General features: G+C 46.6%; 15 protein-coding genes. 8 read left to right on the top strand and 7 right to left on the bottom strand.

Annotation, left to right across the window (positions count from 1 at the left end; all coding sequences use genetic code 11):
- Positions 1-225 precede the first annotated feature (225 nt).
- A complete protein-coding gene (locus J7623_RS17045) occupies positions 226-375 on the bottom strand; it encodes a hypothetical protein (protein WP_291922516.1) in 150 nt (49 codons plus the stop codon).
- A gap of 457 nt (positions 376-832) precedes the next feature.
- On the opposite strand from J7623_RS17045, the gene J7623_RS17040 reads away from it, so the two are divergent.
- The 7 genes from J7623_RS17040 (at position 833) to J7623_RS17010 (ending at position 11,292) form a co-directional block, all read left to right on the top strand.
- The gene (locus J7623_RS17040) at positions 833-1,414 is read left to right on the top strand and encodes a sigma-70 family RNA polymerase sigma factor (RefSeq protein WP_291922514.1); all 582 of its coding nucleotides are present in this window, start codon (positions 833-835) and stop codon (positions 1,412-1,414) included.
- A 62-nt stretch (positions 1,415-1,476) separates the two neighbouring features.
- Positions 1,477-2,625 carry a FecR family protein gene (locus tag J7623_RS17035; protein WP_291922512.1) on the top strand — a complete coding sequence of 383 codons (1,149 nt, stop codon included), beginning with the start codon at positions 1,477-1,479 and terminating at the stop codon, positions 2,623-2,625.
- Positions 2,626-2,744: 119 nt separating this feature from the next.
- Positions 2,745-6,107 carry a SusC/RagA family TonB-linked outer membrane protein gene (locus J7623_RS17030; protein ID WP_291922510.1) on the top strand — a complete coding sequence of 1,121 codons (3,363 nt, stop codon included), beginning with the start codon at positions 2,745-2,747 and terminating at the stop codon, positions 6,105-6,107.
- Positions 6,108-6,125: 18 nt separating this feature from the next.
- Positions 6,126-7,580, top strand: coding sequence for a RagB/SusD family nutrient uptake outer membrane protein (locus J7623_RS17025; protein ID WP_291922508.1), 1,455 nt, complete (start codon positions 6,126-6,128; stop codon positions 7,578-7,580).
- A gap of 14 nt (positions 7,581-7,594) precedes the next feature.
- Positions 7,595-8,362, top strand: a complete 768-nt coding sequence (locus J7623_RS17020) for a DUF4843 domain-containing protein (protein WP_291922506.1) — start codon at positions 7,595-7,597, stop codon at positions 8,360-8,362.
- An 18-nt stretch (positions 8,363-8,380) separates the two neighbouring features.
- Complete coding sequence (locus J7623_RS17015) at positions 8,381-9,913, top strand: PKD-like family lipoprotein (RefSeq protein ID WP_291922504.1); 1,533 nt, start codon at positions 8,381-8,383, stop codon at positions 9,911-9,913.
- A 14-nt stretch (positions 9,914-9,927) separates the two neighbouring features.
- Positions 9,928-11,292 (top strand): TlpA disulfide reductase family protein, encoded by a 1,365-nt coding sequence (locus J7623_RS17010; RefSeq protein WP_291922502.1) that lies wholly within the window; start codon positions 9,928-9,930, stop codon positions 11,290-11,292.
- Between the two features lie 55 nt (positions 11,293-11,347).
- On the opposite strand, the gene J7623_RS17005 is transcribed toward J7623_RS17010, so the two are convergent.
- Positions 11,348-11,986 carry a response regulator transcription factor gene (locus J7623_RS17005; protein WP_291922500.1) on the bottom strand — a complete coding sequence of 213 codons (639 nt, stop codon included), beginning with the start codon at positions 11,984-11,986 and terminating at the stop codon, positions 11,348-11,350.
- Complete coding sequence (locus tag J7623_RS17000; protein WP_291922498.1) at positions 11,976-13,925, bottom strand: histidine kinase; 1,950 nt, start codon at positions 13,923-13,925, stop codon at positions 11,976-11,978. Before J7623_RS17000 ends, J7623_RS17005 begins: the two co-directional genes overlap by 11 nt.
- A gap of 154 nt (positions 13,926-14,079) precedes the next feature.
- Between J7623_RS17000 and J7623_RS16995 the strand changes: the two genes are divergently transcribed.
- Positions 14,080-14,541, top strand: a complete 462-nt coding sequence (locus J7623_RS16995) for a hypothetical protein (protein ID WP_291922496.1) — start codon at positions 14,080-14,082, stop codon at positions 14,539-14,541.
- 295 nt (positions 14,542-14,836) lie between these two features.
- Here the strand turns inward: J7623_RS16995 and J7623_RS16990 are convergent, their stop codons facing one another.
- The 4 genes from J7623_RS16990 to J7623_RS16975 all read right to left on the bottom strand — a co-directional run bounded on the left by J7623_RS16990 (position 14,837) and on the right by J7623_RS16975 (position 19,599).
- Positions 14,837-15,850 carry a hypothetical protein gene (locus J7623_RS16990; RefSeq protein WP_291922494.1) on the bottom strand — a complete coding sequence of 338 codons (1,014 nt, stop codon included), beginning with the start codon at positions 15,848-15,850 and terminating at the stop codon, positions 14,837-14,839.
- 185 nt (positions 15,851-16,035) lie between these two features.
- A complete protein-coding gene (locus J7623_RS16985) occupies positions 16,036-16,272 on the bottom strand; it encodes an acyl carrier protein (protein ID WP_291922492.1) in 237 nt (78 codons plus the stop codon).
- 123 nt (positions 16,273-16,395) lie between these two features.
- Complete coding sequence (locus tag J7623_RS16980; RefSeq protein WP_291922490.1) at positions 16,396-19,050, bottom strand: hypothetical protein; 2,655 nt, start codon at positions 19,048-19,050, stop codon at positions 16,396-16,398.
- 15 nt (positions 19,051-19,065) lie between these two features.
- Complete coding sequence (locus tag J7623_RS16975; protein WP_291922488.1) at positions 19,066-19,599, bottom strand: DUF4402 domain-containing protein; 534 nt, start codon at positions 19,597-19,599, stop codon at positions 19,066-19,068.
- Between the last annotated feature and the right edge of the window lie 12 nt (positions 19,600-19,611).

Below are 19,611 nucleotides of genomic sequence, written 5' to 3'. Positions count from 1 at the left end.
ACAAGCGTAATAGATAAGATGAAGCCGTATCCGGGAAGCGTATAGCCTCCTGTGTTATCAGTCGTTTATACATTACCGGTATAGCCGGCCAGAGAAAGAAACGGGAAATTGAAAATGAGAAGCGGGATAAACCTGGTCCCAATAATAAAAGAGGGATTATACGAGCTCTCAGCAGGGCAGAAAAGGACGCTATTATAAAAAAGACCCAAGCGGTATATCAGTAAACTAACTGATTTCCCGGAGAAATACAATAGCACCTTTCAAAAAGACATTTATTATATAACTCCACTCTTCCACTGCCTTATTCGCCCTCACCTCTTCATAGGCCTGGCGGACATTACGGCTACAAATATACGTTCCAGTAACTTCATTCATCATCTGATTTTTTTTCTTTCTGATTCGTTCCTCTCCTTCCATCAAAGTTATGATCTGATATCAATTTCCTGCAACAAAACTCCGAAAAGGAGGCAGCCAACGAGCACTTACAAACAGTACAAAAGGTTGTCTTTGTAATTCCACTTCACTCCAAAGCAGGTTAACAGGGGTTGCTTTAATGTTAAGGAAGGTCAATGATTGGAGAGAGGCTGCCCTTATTTCGTTATTAATTTTATTTAATAATTTTAATAAATTAACCCAATTACTGTTATTTTCGCCTTTTTTTAGAGATCACGTTAGACCGTGTTTAACAGGGACAGTGATTACCATGCCTCACTTTTTTTGAGATGACGCCATGAAGATGATTAAAACAACCAAAATCTACTGTGGCATTCATTCAGGTTACTGCATTAATATGCTGCTGAAATGAATCGCCGGAATTTTAAATATGCCCGAAGTGTCGCCAGAATCTTTACATACGGATGAAACTGCGCTCCTGCAACGTATAGCGGAAGGTGACGAGCAGGCTTTTTCCGCCTTATTTGTTACGTGGGCCACTCCGCTCGCTGCAATAGCCATGAAGATATTGAAGAACGAATATGCCCGGCAGGAAGTCGTGCAGGAAGTATTTATTAAAGTATGGCTTCATCGCGATAAGCTGGACAAAGTAACACACCTGGGCGCCTGGCTCAGGAAAATCACTATCAACCAGAGCCTGCTGGCGCTGCAGCGACATGCAGCAAACGATAAACGGCTGGAGGCACTCCAAATAACACAAAATCCTGTTGACAGCACCAGCACCCTGGAGCTGAAGGAAATTCACCGGCTGGTACATGAGGCCATTGAATCACTTCCGCCACAACGGAAAACCATCTACCACCTGAATCGTGTGGAAGGAAAGACCACCCGGGAGATTGCAGAAAACCTGCAACTGTCTCATGGCTATGTACGCAATGCTCTTAGCGCGGCCCTGGCCTTTATCAGGGAGCGGCTCACCTCTTCAGGGTTCCTCATGCTGATGCTTTTACTGCACCGGTAAAAAAAATTTTTTGTCCCATGATGACAAAACATGCCTCACCCTGATCTTATATTATGAACACCATGAAAAATACCCGATTACATATACTGGCGCAGGACTTCCTGGATAACAAGCTGGATGCAGCTGGTCAACAGGAATTTTATGCCCTGCTGGGGGATCCCGGTCAACGGGAAGCCCTGACGGAAGTATTCATGGAGCTGACCGGGGCGCCTGATATGGACCTGGAATTTGATCTCTCCCTACAACCTTTGTTAGAGAAAGCAAAATCAGTAGACCTTCCCCGTGATACACCGGTGAAACGCATGTACTACTGGCGTTGGGCGGCGGCAGCTATAGTGTTGCTGGTGCTGGCAGGCGGCATCTACCGGCTAACGGAGCAGCCTAAACGCACACCGCCAACGGTAGCGCATAGCGGAGCAATAGCGCCAGGAAAACAAGGCGCCGTGCTCATGCTGGCAGACGGCTCCACCGTATTGCTGGATAGCATGAAGAATGGCGTAGTAGCCAGCCAGGCGGGAACCAATGTAGTACTCAACAACGGACAGGTAGTATATGATGCCAACACCGCCAGCACAACTGCCATCGCATATAATACAATTTCAACTCCCAGAGGCCGGCAGTTCAGCGTGGTACTACCGGATGGCACAAAGGTTTGGCTGAATGCAGCCTCCTCTTTGCGATACCCGGTAGCTTTTTCGGGTAATACCCGCGAGGTAAGGATCACCGGAGAAGCCTATTTCGAAGTGGCTGCAGATGCTGCCAAACCATTCTCCGTACACTTCCATGAAAAAGGTGTGGTGGAAGTACTGGGCACCGCGTTTAACGTTAACGCCTATACGGATGAACCCATCATAAAAACTACCCTGCTGCAGGGCAGCATCCGGGTGAATAAACAACAGGTGCTTCAACCGGGAGAACAGGCCAATATTGACAAGAATGGTAGCATTACGGTAGACAACAACGCGGAAACCGAAAATGCAATAGCATGGAAGAAAGGGCTGTTCATGATGAGCAGTACAGATTTGCCGGCATTGTTCCGGCAGATATCACGATGGTACGACATAGAAGTAGACATGAAGGGAGAACTGCCTAAACGCTCCTTTGGCGGTACTATCGACAGGGACGTAAATCTCTCTGATGTAATTGAGGCGCTAAATATATATGGCGTGAATTGTAAACTGGAAAATGGTAAGCTGATCGTACAACCATAAAGACATTAGCCTGGAAAACAAAAACCGCCCCGTCTGACTCACGGAGCGGCTATTAAGGTCGGGCTAATAAACTAAATACAGGTTCTGTTTTATTTATCAACCAAAAACCACCCAAATGTATGCAATTAATTGCGTTTTTGGTCCGGCATTTTTATGCCCTTGCCGGACTATTGATGGAACTGCAAAAGCGCGCGAAAGCCGCTGCTATTCTTCTCTTGATCGTTTATCTCCAGACCGGTACAGCCGCTGCACAAAAGATTAATCTCCACCTGAAACATGCCTCTCTGAAAGAGATATTCGGGAAGCTGGAAACACAAACAGGTTTGTCATTTATGTGGGATGAACATGTACTGAAAATGTCCTCACCACAGGACATACAGGTGACCAATGCCACGCTGCAGGAAACCATGGCGATTGTGTTGAACAACCAACCACTCACCTATCGCATCGTCAACAAAATGGTAGTGATCAATGAAAAAACACTCACTCCCGTCAGAACAATTATGCAGGAAATATCCGGCTACGTGCGTGACGAAGCAGGAGCGGCTATTCCCTTTGCCACCATACGTGTAAAGGGCGCCTACACCGGCACGGTATCTTCGCCAGATGGAAGATTCAGATTAGAAGTAAGGGGCTTCCCTGTCACGTTACAGGTAACCTGCCAGGGATATGCACCAAGGGAAATCAGCGTGGCAGGCGCCGGCACGCTGAATATCATGTTAAGCAAATCGCAGCAACAGATTAATGAAGTAGTGGTGACCACTGGTATCTTTAACCGGAAAAAAGAAAGCTTTACCGGCGCAGTAACCACTGTTACAGCAGAACAGCTGGCGGCATTCGGCAACCGTAACCTGATCACTTCCCTGCGCAACATCGATCCTTCTTTTAATATTGTGGAGAGCAATACATTTGGTTCCAATCCCAACCGGTTGCCGGAAATCCAGATCCGCGGCAATTCCAGCCTGCCTAATGTAAATGAACTGCAGGATGAAACACGCGTGGGTATGAATACGCCGCTGGTGATCCTGGATGGATTTGAATCTTCGCTGCAAAAGCTGCTGGACATTAACCAGAACGAAGTAGCATCCATCACCATGCTAAAAGATGCATCCGCCACCGCCATCTATGGTTCGCGCGGCGCTAATGGCGTGATCGTGATCACCACCAGGGCGCCACAACCCGGCAGGCTGCGGTTATCGTACCGCGGTGATGTCAATATTGAAATGCCGGATCTCACCGCCTATCACGTACTCAACGCACGCGATAAACTGGAGCTGGAAAACAAAGTGGGACTATATGACAACGCCCGCGCGGAAAATGATGTGCCACTCAAACAATATTACAACTACCTGATGAGTGAAGTGAACCGGGGCGTGGAAACAGACTGGCTGTCCAAGCCCGTTCGCACCGGTATTGGCCAGCGCCATAACGTACGAATGGAAGGTGGCGACAACGCCTTCCGTTATTCTATTTCTGCCCAGGTCAATGATATACAGGGCGTCATGAAAGGCTCTTCCCGCCGCACGTTCAACGGTACCATCAACCTCAGTTACTACTACAAGAACATCCGTTTCACCAACAACCTGATGATCGGGTTGGGTGAAAGCGCGGAATCTCCCTACGGATCATTTTCCGATTATGTGAAGATGAACCCTTACTGGGCACCCTACGATGAAAACGGCCGTGTGATAAAGCTGCTGGGTAATCCTGGTTCCAATATTTATACGAACCGCTGGAACACTTTACCCACCAACCCGCTGTACGATGCGACCCTGAATACCTTTCAGAAATATAAAACAACAGACATCACCAACAACCTTTCTGTAGAATGGCGCATACAGCCTGACCTTCTCTTCCGGGCAAGGCTGGGGCTTACCAAAATGAACGCCGACTCAGATTATTTCCGGCCGGCAGATCATACCGCATTTGCTGCTACGGAAGATATTCTCCGCAGAGGTTCCTACCAATATGGAGTGAACAAAGGTTTCCGTTATGATGCGAGCGCCAACCTCAGCTACACCCGCCAGTTCGGCGCCCATGCTATATTTGCGGGATTAGACTACAACATCCGCGAGTCCAGATCCTCTGGTTATAGCTTCGCTGCGGAAGGCTTTACTAATCCTAAATTCGACTTTATTTCCATGGCGCTGCAATATGCGCAAGGTGGTAAACCAGGTGGTGCGGAAAGCCTCACCCGCTCCGTAGGCCTTACCGGAAGCGTGAACTACACTTATGATGAACGGTATTTCATGGACCTCTCCTTACGCTCAGATGGCGCGTCCCAGTTTGGAAAGCTCAATCGCTTTGCGCCTTTCTGGTCTGCCGGCCTCGGCTGGAACCTGCATAAGGAAGCCATGTTTAAGCAGCTGACATTCATCAACAGGCTGAAATTACGTGGCTCCCTGGGCGTTACCGGTTCGCAGAACTTCAACGCTTATCAGGCGTTGTCGACCTACGGTTATTATACCGACGACCGTTATTACAGCTGGACAGGTGCCTATCTCCTGGGCCTCGGCAATGAATCGTTGAAATGGCAACAGAAAATGAACTATGACGCAGGTTTGGAGGCCGACCTTTTCAACCGGCGCCTGAGCCTTGTTGCTGACTATTACATCGAAACCACCAATGGTCTTATATCATCTGTAGACCTTCCTGCCTCCAACGGCTTTCCCAACTATATTGAAAACATCGGTAAGCTGGAAAACCGCGGTATCGAGCTAAAAGCAACCGCCTTTCTCGTACGCAACCTGCGGAAAGGAATCACCTGGAGCGTCAGCGGTGCGCTGGTGCATAATAAAAACAAGATCCTGATGATTTCTGATGCGCTGAAGGCGGCACAGAAAAGCAGTGAAAATGCGACGGGCGCAGTACCTGGTATGCTTTACAAAGAAGGATATTCCACCAACACCATTTGGGTAGTGCCTTCGCTGGGTATAGATCCCAGTACCGGCAAAGAGCTGTATTTAAACAGGAATGGTGAGCCTACCTATATCTGGAACTCGCTGGACCTGCGCGCCAGCGGTATCAGCGAACCTGCGTACTTCGGCAACTTCAGCACATTGTTGCGGTATAAGAATCTCTCCCTGAACCTGTCCTTCGGTTACCGCTTTGGTGGCCAGCTGTATAACCAAACACTGATTAACAAAGTGGAGAATGCAGACTACCGGTACAACGTAGATTCCCGCGTATACGATAACCGCTGGCAAAAGCCGGGCGACAATGCCGCCTTCAAAGGCTTGCTGGTAACAGCAGCTACCAACAGGACTTCCCGCTTTGTGCAGGATGAAAAGACACTCACCATGCAGAATGCCAATTTCCAGTATGACGTAAAAAGCACCTTCGCGAAAAAGTTAAAAATGCAGGCACTGTCTTTTTCCGCCAACATGGCCGATCTCTTTTACCTGTCTACCGTACGCCGGGAAAGAGGTACTACCTATCCTTTTTCCAGGCAGTTATCGCTCACCGTAAACGCTTTATTCTAACCAGCAAATTAGTGTTCCATGACACCGATGAAATATATCATTACAGGGCTGCTGGGGATGGCCATCTGCACTACCTCCTGCAAAAAATGGCTCACCGTTCAGCCTAAAACACAGATGCCATCCGATGTGCTTTTCACCACGGAAAGCGGCTTCCAGGATGCACTTACCGGGGTGTACATCCAGATGAAGTCCACAAATGCCTATGGCCAGGACATGACCTTTGGTACCATAGAGCGACTGACTTCTTCCTGGGATGTTACCACCAATACCACTGAGCAACGCCTCGGGCTGTTCAACTATGCCGATGATGGCGTACAACGTGCGCTGTCGGCTATGTACGCGCAGGAATACAAGATCATTGCCAGCATCAACGCTATTCTCGCTGAAGTAGAGGTTCACAAAGACGTGTTTCTTTCCGCCGGTTCCTACGAGATGATGAAAGGCGAGTGCCTGGCGCTGCGTGCCTATTGCCACCTGGACCTGCTGCGGCTTTTTGGTCCCGTACCAGGCAATATACAAACCGGCACCGTGTTGCCTTATGTGAAAAAGATCTCCCGGGAACCGAATCAACACCTGGCTTACGATCAATATAAAGCGGAGCTGCTGAACGATCTTACCGGCGCTGCTGCTTTGCTGAAAGACGTAGATCCTTTCACCCGGTATTCACAAGCCGACCTCTCCAATCCCGGCAGTGCGAGCTCTCCTTTCAAACCAGAGAACACCTACTCCGCTTTCCGCTTCCTTCGTATGAACTACTACGCAGTGAAAGCGCTACAGGCCCGCGCCTATCTCTGGTTCCAGGACAACAGGTCCGCTTATATCTGCGCTAAAGAAGTAATCGATGCGAAGAACCCGGATGGCAGCACGAAGTTCCGTCTTGGAGTACTGAGCGATATGTCTGGCGGTAATTTTAATCTCTCTATGGAACATATTTTCGGGCTCTATGATTTCCAGCTTGCAAAAAAATACGAACAGCTATTTACCTCCGGCACACTGAAAAAAGGCAGTAGTGTAACTACTGTCAACAACCAGTTATATGGTAATACGGGCACGGATATACGGGAAACGAACCTCTGGACGCTGATCACACTGGCGAACGGTTCCAAATGCAACATCCTGAAAAAATACATGGGAGCTACCACCACTACTGCTATTGCACCTTTCCAGATACCTATGCTGCGTGTCAGTGAAATGTACCTGGTAGCCGCAGAAGCGGCGCCGGCGGGAGAAGGCCAGCCATACTGGGAAGCTTTCCGCAACGCCCGCAATGTGGCCGTTACCACACTTCCGGCCGACCCTGCACAGGCGCAACTGGAACTGGTGAAGGAATACAGGAAAGAATTATTTGCAGAAGGGCAGGCATTTTTTGCCTATAAACGCATCAACGCACCCAAAGCCAGCTTCCTGTGGGCGCCTGCCGCATCTACCATCAATTACCTGGTACCATTACCACTAAATGAATTTGTTCAATAATACAAGCGCAAAGAATGAAACAGATACTCACTGTAGCCATGCTGACCGCTTTACTGGCTGCCTGCAAAAAAGATCAGTACTATCTTTACAACGATATTGCCCGGCTTCAATTTGGGCCTACGCCCGACCGGATCTATACGTCCTCTTTCGAGATGGCCGATACTATGAAGCCGTTCACCTTTTTCTACGAACCGGCTACCATTACACAAGACACCGTATTCTTCGATATCTACGCCATTGGTGGGATAAGTGGCAACGACCGCCCTTTCACCCTGGAGCAGGTAAATATCCCAGGAGAAGCCAATGCCGTCCCTGGCACCCACTACAAAGCCTTTTCCGATGCCTCCCTGAAAGATGCGTATGTGATCAAAGCGGGACAGGTACATGCATCCGTACCGGTAATCGTGCTTCGCGATGCCTCCCTGAAAAAAGGAACGGTAAAGTTGCAGATACAGGTGAAGGCAAATGAACAGTTCCAGCCAGGGGAGATCAAAAAATTGTGGAGAAGGGTAGAATTTACGGACATGCTTAGTCAGCCCGCCGCCTGGAATGCCTCCGCCGTGCAATACTACTGGGGCAAATACAGCCAGGTGAAACACTCGTTCATGATCAACCAAACAGGCGAAAAGTGGGACCAGGAATTCCTCACTTTCGTGAACACTGATTATGCACTGCTCTCCTTCTGGCGGCTGAAACTGAAAACGTTGCTGACAGACTATAATAACGCTCATCCAGGCGCGCCCCTCACAGATGAAATGGGTGAAACAGTTGTATTCCCTTAACCTTCAAAACAGCCTTTCATGAAATTGACATATCAAATCCTGGCCGCCTGCAGCCTGCTACTAACGGCCTCCTGTTACAAGGACAAAGGTAACTATAGCTATAAATCCCCGGAAAACATCACCATCAGCGGCGTGGAAGCAACCTATGATAAGGTATCGCTGGTAGACAAAATCAGCATCGATCCGAAAGTCAGCTCTACAGATCCGGATGCACAATTCTCCTACTGGTGGGGAATATATGAAACCAATGTGCAGGGCTCCGCACCTAAAGTAGATACCATCGGCCACTCCAAAACGCTGGATTACCTGGTCACACAGCCTGCTAAAGGCTGGGTACTCGTGTTTGGCACCAGGAACGAACATACGGGATTCAGCAGGATAGTGACAGCCAACCTTAACGTGGTTACCCAATTCACCAGGGGCTGGTATATCATGAAGAGCGATGGCGGTAAAACCGATGTAGACCTCTTCCTGACGCCCACAGGCATCGCCCCCCAATCCAGGCTGGAAAATGTATTCTCCCTGGTAAATGGGAAAAAACTCGACGGAGACGCCAGCCTTTTCGGATTCTATACCAATTATAAATCCAATGTAACCGGCGCCTACGCCAACACCAGGGCGTTGTTCATCTTGTCTGACAAAGATGCCAGTGTGGTAAACATCAATACTTTTAAAGAGATACATGGGCTCAATAATCTTTTCTACGAAACACCTTCCGTGAAAAGACCTGGTAGTATCAGCGAAAGTTCACAGGCCAACTATTTTGTGAACGACGGGCACCTGCACAGCATTTATTCCATGTCGGCCAACATTGGGCTGTTTGGCGGTAAACAACTGCGCGATGATAACAACAGTCCGTACAGCCTCTCCAAATATTTCATGGCATATCCTTTCGAAAACCCTTTCTTTTTCGATGAAACCAGCAGCTCCTTTGTTTCCGCTACCGGTACAGGCGCTGTACTTTCGGCCACAACAGACGCCACTGGAACAGAAATGCCTGCCAACAGGATGAACAAAGACCTGCTGTTCATGGGTGTAAAATCCACCTATCCATATGTGGGCATAGCCCTGTTCAGGGATAAAACAGATCCTACACTGAAGATAGTTTCTTCCATTACCCCGTCTAACTATGCCCTTAAGATCGTAAATGATACCCTGACGCAGACGGACAAGCTAAACCAGGCGGAGCATTTCGGGCTGATCGTGGCGGATGAAAACATCCTGTATTTTTCTGTAGGGCAGGAAGTATGGTCATGGAACCTGAGCAATGGCGCTGAGCAGTTGCAATTCACGGTACCCGCGGGAGAGAAAATAACGAGTATCCGTCACCGTAATTACGCCGGTTCCTCCAATACGGAGCAGCCTTTCTATCACAACTATATGTTGATAAGCACTACCAGTGGTGGCAACTATAAAGTACGGGCATTCCGGAAAACCTCCGGCAACCTGGCCACTACTCCCGATTTCACCATGGAAGGAAAGGGAAGTGTGGGAGATGTGATCTACATCGCACCATCTATCAGCAACTATACATATCCAAACAGTTATTAAACAACCTGACTACAATGAAAAAATTACTCCTGGGTGTAACCACCCTACTCTGTTTGCCCGCATTTATGAACGCGCAGGTAACCATTTCCGGCGAATGGCTACGCCGGAACGACGGTAATGTACATCTCTATCGCGTAGAACATGGAAGACTGGAAGAAGTAGCTACGTCCAAACCTGGCACAGATTCCTCTTTCGGGTTTTATTTCCGCCCGGTGCGCGAAGGACTGTATGTGATCGGTACTGGTAATATCCAGTCTCCCATAGACAAGTACAGCTTTTATTTCAAAAAGAACGACCAGCTGAATGTAAAGATCACAGATACAAGCTATGTGCTCACCGGCAAAAACTCACCTGAGAACCAGGCCATAGAGAAATGGCATAACACCATTCTTCCACTGGAAAGAAAAGGCGTTTATTTCAATATGTCGGGAAGTACTTACGTAGATTTCTTCCCTTTGCTGGAAACACTCCATAAACAAGCGCAGGAAACGAAATTCGCGGCTTCCGGCAACAAACAGTTTGACAGTGAATTTGCGAAGTTCCGCGAATTGGATATACTGCTCTGCACTGCTGAACTGCTGAGCACTCCACGTTCTGCCCACCCTTCAGAAAAAGACTATACACCCTATTTCAAAAACATTGCGGTGCCGCATTTCACAACGGATACACGCCTGCTTCGTTATCCCTACGGCATGCGTATGATGCGCACACTGCAAATGCTGCCAGCCAGGATGGGCAACGGCAATATAAAGGACTATAGTATCGAAGCCAGGATGAAAGGTATCGAAAACGATACCCTGAAAGGAGAAGTAGTGCTCCAACAAGCTGCTTCCCTGAAAACATACCTCGGCTACCTTGACCTCGACAAGCAGTATGGTAAATACCTGCTTACTTCCGACCAGGCACAACGCGCCGGCTTTATAAAAGCAGAGCTGGCGAGGAAGGCTACTGCCGCCGGTGGCCAGGCAGTAAACTTCACCTACCCGGATTTGAACGGCAAACAAACATCACTGACCGATTTCAAAGGTAAAGTGGTATTGGTAGATGTATGGGCAACCTGGTGCGGCCCCTGCAAAGGAGAACTTCCCTACCTCAAACAGCTGGAGGAAGAAATGCACGGGCAGGATGTACTATTCCTCAGCGTATCGGTAGACGAACAAAAAGATCACCAGAAATGGAAGGATTTTGTTGCCAGCGAAAAACTGGGTGGCGTACAACTGTTTGCCAGCGGATGGAGCGACATTGCCAAATTCTATAACATAAAAGGAATTCCCCGCTTTATGGTGTTTGATAAGAACGGGAATATCGTTTCTACAGATGCACCAAGGCCGTCTAATAAGGAGTTGAAATTGTTGCTGGAGAGTGAGGTGAAGAAATAAGTATCATCAATTGCCAACCATACATAAAAAGAGGCCGCCTTCAGGTGGCCTCTTTTTATATCAGTTCCAATCTTGTTGCCTCTGAAATTAATTCGGCTACATTTTTTACTTTTAATTTCTGCAGTAAGTTTTTGCGGTGATTGTTTACAGTAAACTTGCTTAAAAAAAGTTTTTTAGCTATTTGCGAAGAAGTAATGCCCGATGCGATCAGCAATAGTATTTCCCTTTCCCTTGCCGAAACACGGACCGCTTGCGCATCTAAAGAAAGTTGCTTCTCTGATTTGACAATATGCTCTACTTCCGGGCTTAAGGCCAGTTGACCTTCGAGTGCCCTGTAAAGGCAACGGATGATCTCTGTGGGCGATGTACTTTTCGAGATATAGCCATTGACTCCTTTGTCCAGCATCTGCGTAATAGCGCTGCGTTCAATGTAGTTACTAAAAATCAGGATAACAGTGCCTGGGGTAAGTGCCTTTATCGAGTCGAATAACTCTATTCCATTGATATCAGGCAGACCAATGTCCAGCAGGATAATGTCCGGCTGATGACTGTGCAAAAAGTCCAGCAGGAGCTTTCCGTTGGTAAAGCTGCCGCTTACCACAAAACCGTCTTCACTGTTCAACAACTGCACAAGTCCATCCAACACAATCGGGTGGTCATCAACGACCGCTATCGTCTTTTTGTTATGCAACATACAACTGTATATTTATAGAGGTCCCTTTACCGGCTTCCATAGGACCAATATCCATAGTCCCGTTCAGGTAATGTACGCGGCTTTCGGCACTTTTCAGGCCGATCCCCGCCGCCTTGTAAGCATTACCGATGCCGATGCCGTCGTCCTCCACCGTTATTAAGAACACTTCGGATTGGCGGGCGCATTGGAAAAATACCGTAGAGGCATGGGCGTGTCTTACTATATTGCCAAAAAGTTCCTGCACAATGCGGTAAATGACTACCTGCTTATCCAAAGCAATGGTCTGTTCCAGGTTGATGAATTCGCGTTGTACAAGAATGCCGGCGGTTTCCAGCAGGTGGCAAAGATCTTTCAATGCTGCTTCCAGTCCCAGGTGCAGCAGCATTTCCGGCATCATATTATGAGCTATGTGCCTCAGGTCGCGGATGGAATCGCCCAACTGCCCTGCCGAGCGGGCGATGGCCGTTTTAAGATCACCGTGCGCTTGTTTATCAGCTATCATAGCCAAATTCATTTTAATTCCTGAAAGCGAACCTACCAGGCCATCATGCAGGTCCCGCGCAATCCGCTCCCGTTCCGCTTCCTGGGTAGTGAGCATCATTTCGGTGATCTTTAATTTTTCTCTTTGAGCCGTAGTGCGCTTTTTGCTCCGGTAAAAGATGTAGAAGAGACCAAACATAATGAACATTAGCAAACATGTTGCTCCCAAAAGAATATTGGTCAGCCGTTGATTTTTTATTTGAAGCGATGCCCTCTTTTTTTCCAGTTCCAGGCGGACGATCTTTTCTTCTTTCTGCGAAGTGCGTAAATGGGTCTCAAGCTCGTTTATCTTCTGCGTATTCTGCTGCGATTGTACGCTGTCTTTTATCTGCTCATATTCTTTCATGTATTGGAACGCGGTTTTATAATCGCCCAGCTCAGCGGAAAAATCAGCGATGTATGCTGCCGAGCTGGTCATCATATCCGTATAGTTATCTTCTTTGCTCATTTCGAATAGTTGCCGGGCTGCTGTCCTGGCTTTGTCGAAATGCTTCATAGATGCCTGCACGGTCCGGATGGCCTCATAGGCCATATAAATGTTGGACCGCTCCGGGTACTCTTTCGATAGGTCCAATGCTTTCTGCGCACCTGAAATGGCCAAAGCATATTGATGAACGTTGGCATAATAGGTTGCCTCAAAGGCATAATATCGTCCCCAGAGCGGTGAGTCGCCCAGAAGGGTCAAGGCTTTTTTCGCTTTATCCAGGTACTTTTTCTGATCGTCAAATTTTTTGAGGTTGCTGCAAACAAGCGCCGCATTGGTATATGCAAATGCCTTAGCTGTTAATGACATCCCTGGCTTTTCAACCAGATCGATGTCCTGCAGCATATATTTATAGGCGTTGTCATTGTCACCGGTCATTGTGAAACTTGCCGAAATATTATTGACGGTAGCCTGATAGAGATTATCGTTGCCTGAGGCTTTGATCAATGACAGGTTGGCGATCAACACTTCAATAGCCTTTTTCATATTCCCGCTTGTTGAAAAGGAAACAGCCAGGTTGTTGTTGGCCATGACTTTTAAATTTATGGCCCTCATTCCCTTGGCATTCTGCAACACGCTAAGGGCTCTCCCTGCGTAAAATTGAATGCTGTCAGCATTGGCCTCCGAAGCATAAACGTAGGCGCCAGTATTATAGGCTGAACCCAGGTAGAGACTATCACCTGATTTATTGGCTAAAGGGATCAATATATGAAGTGTTCTTTTAGCCTTATCAATCTGGCCGGTTTTGGTATATTTCACGATAAGCCTGGTCAGAATAGAAAGCTTAGCCGTATCGGCCTTCGCCTTATCTAAAACTGCTATAAGGCTGTCAGTAACATTTTGCCTTTGCGCAAACGTTACACCGCTGCACACAGCCAGAAAAGACATAATGAATATAGTCAGGGTACATCTCATTTGCCGCTATTTATTTTTACGCTCATGTTCTTCCTAAAAATATCAAAACAATAGCACACCAACTATACTGCCTTGAAAAATGATGATTTGTAGCTATTGGCAGGCAGGATTGCAGCTAATAATTTTGAGGAATAATTCACTAAACTATATTTCAATGAAACGTTTATTATCTGTATCATTATCCGTGTTACTGGTCATCGCTTTATTTGCCGCCTGCTCTAAAAGTAAAAATGATAATCCCTCACCTGAACTGCCGAAGGGAAAGACCATGAAGCTGACCATTACCGCCACTGGCCTCACCTCAGGCGACTATCTGAAGACTACTGTGTCCGGCGGCACTATTAATGGTACAGAACCAACGCTCTACAAAGTAAATGGTGTCGCGCAGACCAACCAAAAAGGATTTGAAATAGACCAGTCAAAACTGATATCCGGGCCTGTAACAATCGAAACCGTAGTACCGGTAGCCATAACCTCTATATCAATGGGTGGATTCAGTGCAGCAGGGCATAGTTTTTCAGTTAAAATAGAACCCGTAATTGACGGAAAAGCACAGACAGCTATTAATCAGGCCTATACTACTACAGTCTTTTCAAAATCTTATGATTTTCAATGAATATAAAAATGTCCCGGACTATTGATAAATGCTCAACTTACCGGCCTGCTCCAAGGCCGGAAGTCGTTCACAGAGATAACATTTCTTTTTATACACAGCGAGTCAGAAAATTTACGTTTAGGCAATCACGTTAGTAAATATCCCTTTTCACATGGGTGCTTTTTTCTGTACTGATCCTATTTAGCAGCCTGGCAATTTATTAAAATGAGTTGAAGCGATGTGCAAAGACCTGCATTAAGTAAACCATCTGCTCTGTTTGAGCCATTACCTGGTAGCAACATTAAACGCATTTTATCTATTCAATCTTCCTCGCGTATAAATAGTTTACCATAGCATACAGTAACGGCATCCGGTTTTTATCCTTCATCAAAGCAGGACAATTTCTATCCAGGAAACGGGGAATCTCTGGCGTAAACGTACGTAACACCTCATCATTAAACATCAATACGCAAGGCAAACGCATGGCATTCGGGTCTTCAAAATAGTGATATCGGATATGTAACTCTTCTCCATTATCGCTTACCAGGCTGATGGCCATCCAATCGACCGTTGTACTCACTAAACCGGCATGCTGTAATATTTCACCGATTGCGGCGGTATCAATTGTTTCAATACTATCTACCAATAAACTCAATCTATTAAAATCAACATTATTTCCTGTGATGTAAAAGCCAATTTTTCCCGGGTTGCCGTCCACCTTTCTGTCAACAGCAAACGCCTGAATATCTTTCTTACACTGGTCATACTCCTGCTGGGTAAATCCCAGGTCACTGATTCGCGGCATCCTGCTATAGTCATTACATAGTGCTTTCTGCAGCCGGGTCACCTCATCTGCGGGTACTATTCCTTTCGAAGTGCCCATTCGGTTCTTATGATTCATCCCTGCTGATTTCTTGTCTGTTAATACAAATTCATCCCCTTCCCGCTCATACTCCAGGTTATCGCTATACTGGTGAAAACAGCCGTGGCTACCGATAGAAAAGATAAGCCGGCTAACGGGATGTTCCTGGAACCGGGACAGGTACTCACCTATACGAATCACCCTTGTCTCACCATTGTTTATATTAACATGATAAATAGAATCATTACCCATTCTAAAGGCAATTTCATTTTTATCGGAGTTATATGTCAAAGTACTGATAACAGGACTCATGGAGAGCTGCTGCTGCTGTTTCCATTTATCTTTTCCCACCCTCTTCTTATAAATTATATTCCTGGTGATACCATAGTAGTACTTACCACTGGCAGACATTCCAATAATGGTGGGTTCTGTTGATGCGGGCAACTGTGCGTGAATATTTTGATGCATTCCACAGCATAATAATAGTGTAAGGGATATCAATATACTGTTCATAGCGGGATCATTGAACTTGATAAAATAACGGGAATAAATTTTCGCATAATTAAGATACCTAATTAGTATCATATCTCCCGAAAAAAATAACAAAGGCCTGCAAACCCTAAGTTTGCAAGCCTTTCGCTATCTGATGCCACTTATTTAACCTTGCTTTGAAAATAATCAACGACTTCGCCCACCGTGCGCATGTTAAACATCTCTCCCTGTGGGGCTGGTACATCAAACGCTGTTTCCAGCTTCGATAGTAGCTGAACAGCCAGGATGGAAGTAAATCCTAACTCTTCGAAAGACTGGTCAGTGGTAATTTGATCTCGAGGGATATCAACGAGTTCGCTGATAGCATTTGTTACTTTTGATTCAGTAGGGTTGCTCATATACTTTTATTTTGAAGGCAAAGAATGCAGAAAGGAGGGATAATTTCTTAAAGACTGATGTAATAACCATTTTTTTAAAAAAAAGTTCACGGCTCCAGGAGGATCGTACCACAAAGGTTCAGCTTAGTTGGCAGTTGTTCTCCTCACCCGGAGATGAAGTCCCTCCACCACATCTCCTTCTATGCGTGGTCTGATCGTAAACGGCAGTTTTACCGGATGGGCAGTCATCCCCTGCTTTTGTAGCTGAACAGCATCTATCCTGACAGTATATTCGCCGGGAGGTAATCCCATATAATTAAAGTACCCGTCAAATTCCGTTAATGTCTGTGCTACCAATGTGCTGTCATTTTTATAAAAGCCAACCGACATACGACCTATTCCTTTTACTTTATCCTGTTCTTCCAGCATCACATCACCGGATACTTCTCCCATAATGCTCACCGGCACCTCTATCAATTTCATCTGATTAGGATCTACTGCTACGCTGATGGACGGCTTCTTTATTTGCCAGGCAATATTCTCAAAGCTATTTTTTTGCAGCTCAATAAAGTAATATTCATATGGTTCCATATTAACGATCCGGATCACACTATCCTGTTTGTGAGGAATGGTTCTTCCTCCGTTACAGCTGGTTTTAAGGCCCCATACTTTGGGCTCTCCGGGATCCCGGCGTTCATTGCCGTTAAGATCCAGGAAAGGCAGCAGCACCACTCCTCCCGTACCTACGCTGGTCCTGTTCGTAAAGCCCGCTACTTTTGTTTTATCGTCGTATATCAGGCTCCCCCTGGCAGATTCCACCAGTGTATTGGTATTGGTACCCTTCCAGGCAGCAATACCAATCTGTGAGAAGGCGAAATCGTAGCGTAATCCTACACCTACATTGGTGATATCACTTTTATAATTACGTTCATAGGAAACATTCAGGTAGCCATGTCTGAAAAGATATTTCCCTACTTCACACCTGACTGCCATCAGGCTATTGGTGTTGTATTCGTATTGTATTTGCGGCGTAACAATCAATGCTCCCGGCAGCCGGCAGGTAAGCGCCAGGTTGGTGTATACATACGCAGGTTCCGGCTTCATAAATATGGCGAAAGTATTAATGTTAACGCCTACACGAAAAATGGCACCGGAAAGCAGCCATTCCGCGGTGGTATATTTTGTTTCAGGTAAAATGATCTGGTTAAGTGTTACCCGGTTATAAAAAGAAAAGCCTTTTGTGATAAAAGGTTTTGACACAATAAACTTTCTTTCCTCTACATAATTGTAGATGATCGCTTGTTGCCCTTTCTTATACCTGGTATAATACAATTCGAACTGCAGGTTGGAAGGCATACGATAAGTCAGTATACCCCGTCCGCGTACGCCATAGGTATAATCTGCCGACAACAATAAATTGGGCGTTACCCTTGCCGATGCCATTGCAAAAGGCATCGCTTTGCCGGTAACTACAGACGACAGGTACTCCAACCCTCCTCCTATGGTGATATTCCGGCTTGCACCATAGTTCATCTGCAACCGCGAAAAAAAGCTGTTATGTCCATCTTCCACCACACCAGCACTGGCAGTATATTCAAATTGATGCAGCGGTAAAAAATTGAAGGGGATTGTAATATTTTGTTCCCTTAAGCGCTCTTCTCCCCAGGGACCGTAAAAACGCAGACGTACCACGGAGTTGCCATATACCAATGGTACCTGGAAAGTAAAAAAGCCGGCAGCATCAGCAGTAGTATAATCCACCAGGGCATTATTTACATATAGTTCCACCGTCCATCCAGGATCGGTATAATCACTTAACGTGTAGGAGCCATAAGAGCGCCTGTAAGAGGTAGGCGCATTAGTCAACTGTATTCCCACTACCGGATCAAAGATGGAAGCAGTGGAAGCAGTATAGATCTTACCCGCAATGATCTGGCGCAATGCGCTGTGGTCATTGTTCACATAACGCCACCTGTAAAACTGCTGGCGCTGATCAAACGGTTTTATCAGTCCAATCGTATCATGACTAAAATCCAACTGGCTCTTGGCGTAATTATTATAATTGAGCGATACATTTGTTTCTCCCCCCAGAAGCACACCGCCCAGAGAAAGGTTCAACCAGGTATCGTTGGCATTGATTTCCGGTCGTTGTGTGGCTATTACAGACCAGTCGGCCATCCCTATGGCAAACATCGGACGGCGCGGACCTATAATTGTATCTGCTTTGAGTTCTCCTTTTAAGCGGCTGATATTGCGGCGCATCATCTCCTGGCGCATTTCCCTCACCGCAGGAAGTTCCTGCCTGGTCTCCAGCTTAACGGAAAGAGAGCGGAAACTGAATTGACACGACAATCCAAATACTGAGGCAAAACAACCTGTTCTCAGGTAAAGGCCGGTTTCTGTACTGATAAAATCCTGTGGGCCCAGGGGAATATCCTGTTGCTGATAATGAATAACGCTATTCTTTTTGTCTATCAGGAAAGGGGCTTTTTCTGTAATAAAAAAGCCATAGACCGAATCCATATGAGGGGTCGCTGTATTTTTTATCTTCAGAAAGTTAAACATATCTGTAACAGACAAATACGCCGAATCATTGCTGATAACCGCAGAAATTTCTGCGCCACCTATACCTTGTACTACCACAAACACAGATGTTTCATATAACACCGGTTCCGGCTCTATGGCATGTACCTTTAACGGCACGACAAACAGTATCAGCCCCAGTATCAACTGAAAGGCCGGCACGTAGTAGCTATTGAAGAAGTAGCTACTGATGCTATTGCTGCCTGCTGTTATCATTATACCTGTTACATACTATTCCTGGATAAACGTTACTGTAAAGATCCCACTGTAATTACCGGAGGGATTTGAAAGAGGGCTTCCTACCGTCAGCGTGCCTCCTATCTTCACCAGATTCCTTGCCGGCGGCGTAGCTGTACAGATAAAAGAACTGCCAGTGCTGGCACTCCCTATGTGTAAACTGATAGTACCGCCATTGCTTCCGGTGAGGATGACATCTGGTCCGTTTAATATTGAAATCAATGTTCCCCGGTTTGCCTCTACTTCAAAAATGGCAGGCGAAAACGGGTAACCCAGATTGGCCTGTACCACGCTACCGGTTACAGACCTGGAACCATCGGGGTAAATGATCACCGTTCCTCCTGACATTCCCTGAAAAAAGGCGCCGAAGATAAGTCCCTGCGCAGGATTCACATATACGGCAATGGGGCGTGGAGGCGGCTCCTGGGCAGCAGCCGGCGTATATCTCACCAACACAAACAAAAGCACTACCATTACCCGGCAAAGGACAAAGCACCTGTTTATTATGACCCCGGTTATATCACCCATCTCTCAAAAAAT

The sequence above is a fragment of the Chitinophaga sp. genome, assembly GCF_017745275.1.
Lineage (GTDB): Bacteria > Bacteroidota > Bacteroidia > Chitinophagales > Chitinophagaceae > Chitinophaga.
This window is presented reverse-complemented; position numbering and strand designations above follow the sequence as displayed.

Coding starts and splice junctions, on each gene's coding strand:
- J7623_RS17045 (WP_291922516.1), bottom strand. CDS start 375: ATGAATGAAGTTACTGGAACGTATATTTGTAGCCGTAATGTCCGCCAG.
- J7623_RS17035 (WP_291922512.1), top strand. CDS start 1,477: ATGAAAAATACCCGATTACATATACTGGCGCAGGACTTCCTGGATAAC.
- J7623_RS17030 (WP_291922510.1), top strand. CDS start 2,745: ATGCAATTAATTGCGTTTTTGGTCCGGCATTTTTATGCCCTTGCCGGA.
- J7623_RS17025 (WP_291922508.1), top strand. CDS start 6,126: ATGACACCGATGAAATATATCATTACAGGGCTGCTGGGGATGGCCATC.
- J7623_RS17020 (WP_291922506.1), top strand. CDS start 7,595: ATGAAACAGATACTCACTGTAGCCATGCTGACCGCTTTACTGGCTGCC.
- J7623_RS17015 (WP_291922504.1), top strand. CDS start 8,381: ATGAAATTGACATATCAAATCCTGGCCGCCTGCAGCCTGCTACTAACG.
- J7623_RS17010 (WP_291922502.1), top strand. CDS start 9,928: ATGAAAAAATTACTCCTGGGTGTAACCACCCTACTCTGTTTGCCCGCA.
- J7623_RS17005 (WP_291922500.1), bottom strand. CDS start 11,986: ATGTTGCATAACAAAAAGACGATAGCGGTCGTTGATGACCACCCGATT.
- J7623_RS17000 (WP_291922498.1), bottom strand. CDS start 13,925: ATGAGATGTACCCTGACTATATTCATTATGTCTTTTCTGGCTGTGTGC.
- J7623_RS16995 (WP_291922496.1), top strand. CDS start 14,080: ATGAAACGTTTATTATCTGTATCATTATCCGTGTTACTGGTCATCGCT.
- J7623_RS16990 (WP_291922494.1), bottom strand. CDS start 15,850: ATGCATCAAAATATTCACGCACAGTTGCCCGCATCAACAGAACCCACC.
- J7623_RS16985 (WP_291922492.1), bottom strand. CDS start 16,272: ATGAGCAACCCTACTGAATCAAAAGTAACAAATGCTATCAGCGAACTC.
- J7623_RS16980 (WP_291922490.1), bottom strand. CDS start 19,050: ATGATAACAGCAGGCAGCAATAGCATCAGTAGCTACTTCTTCAATAGC.
- J7623_RS16975 (WP_291922488.1), bottom strand. CDS start 19,599: ATGGGTGATATAACCGGGGTCATAATAAACAGGTGCTTTGTCCTTTGC.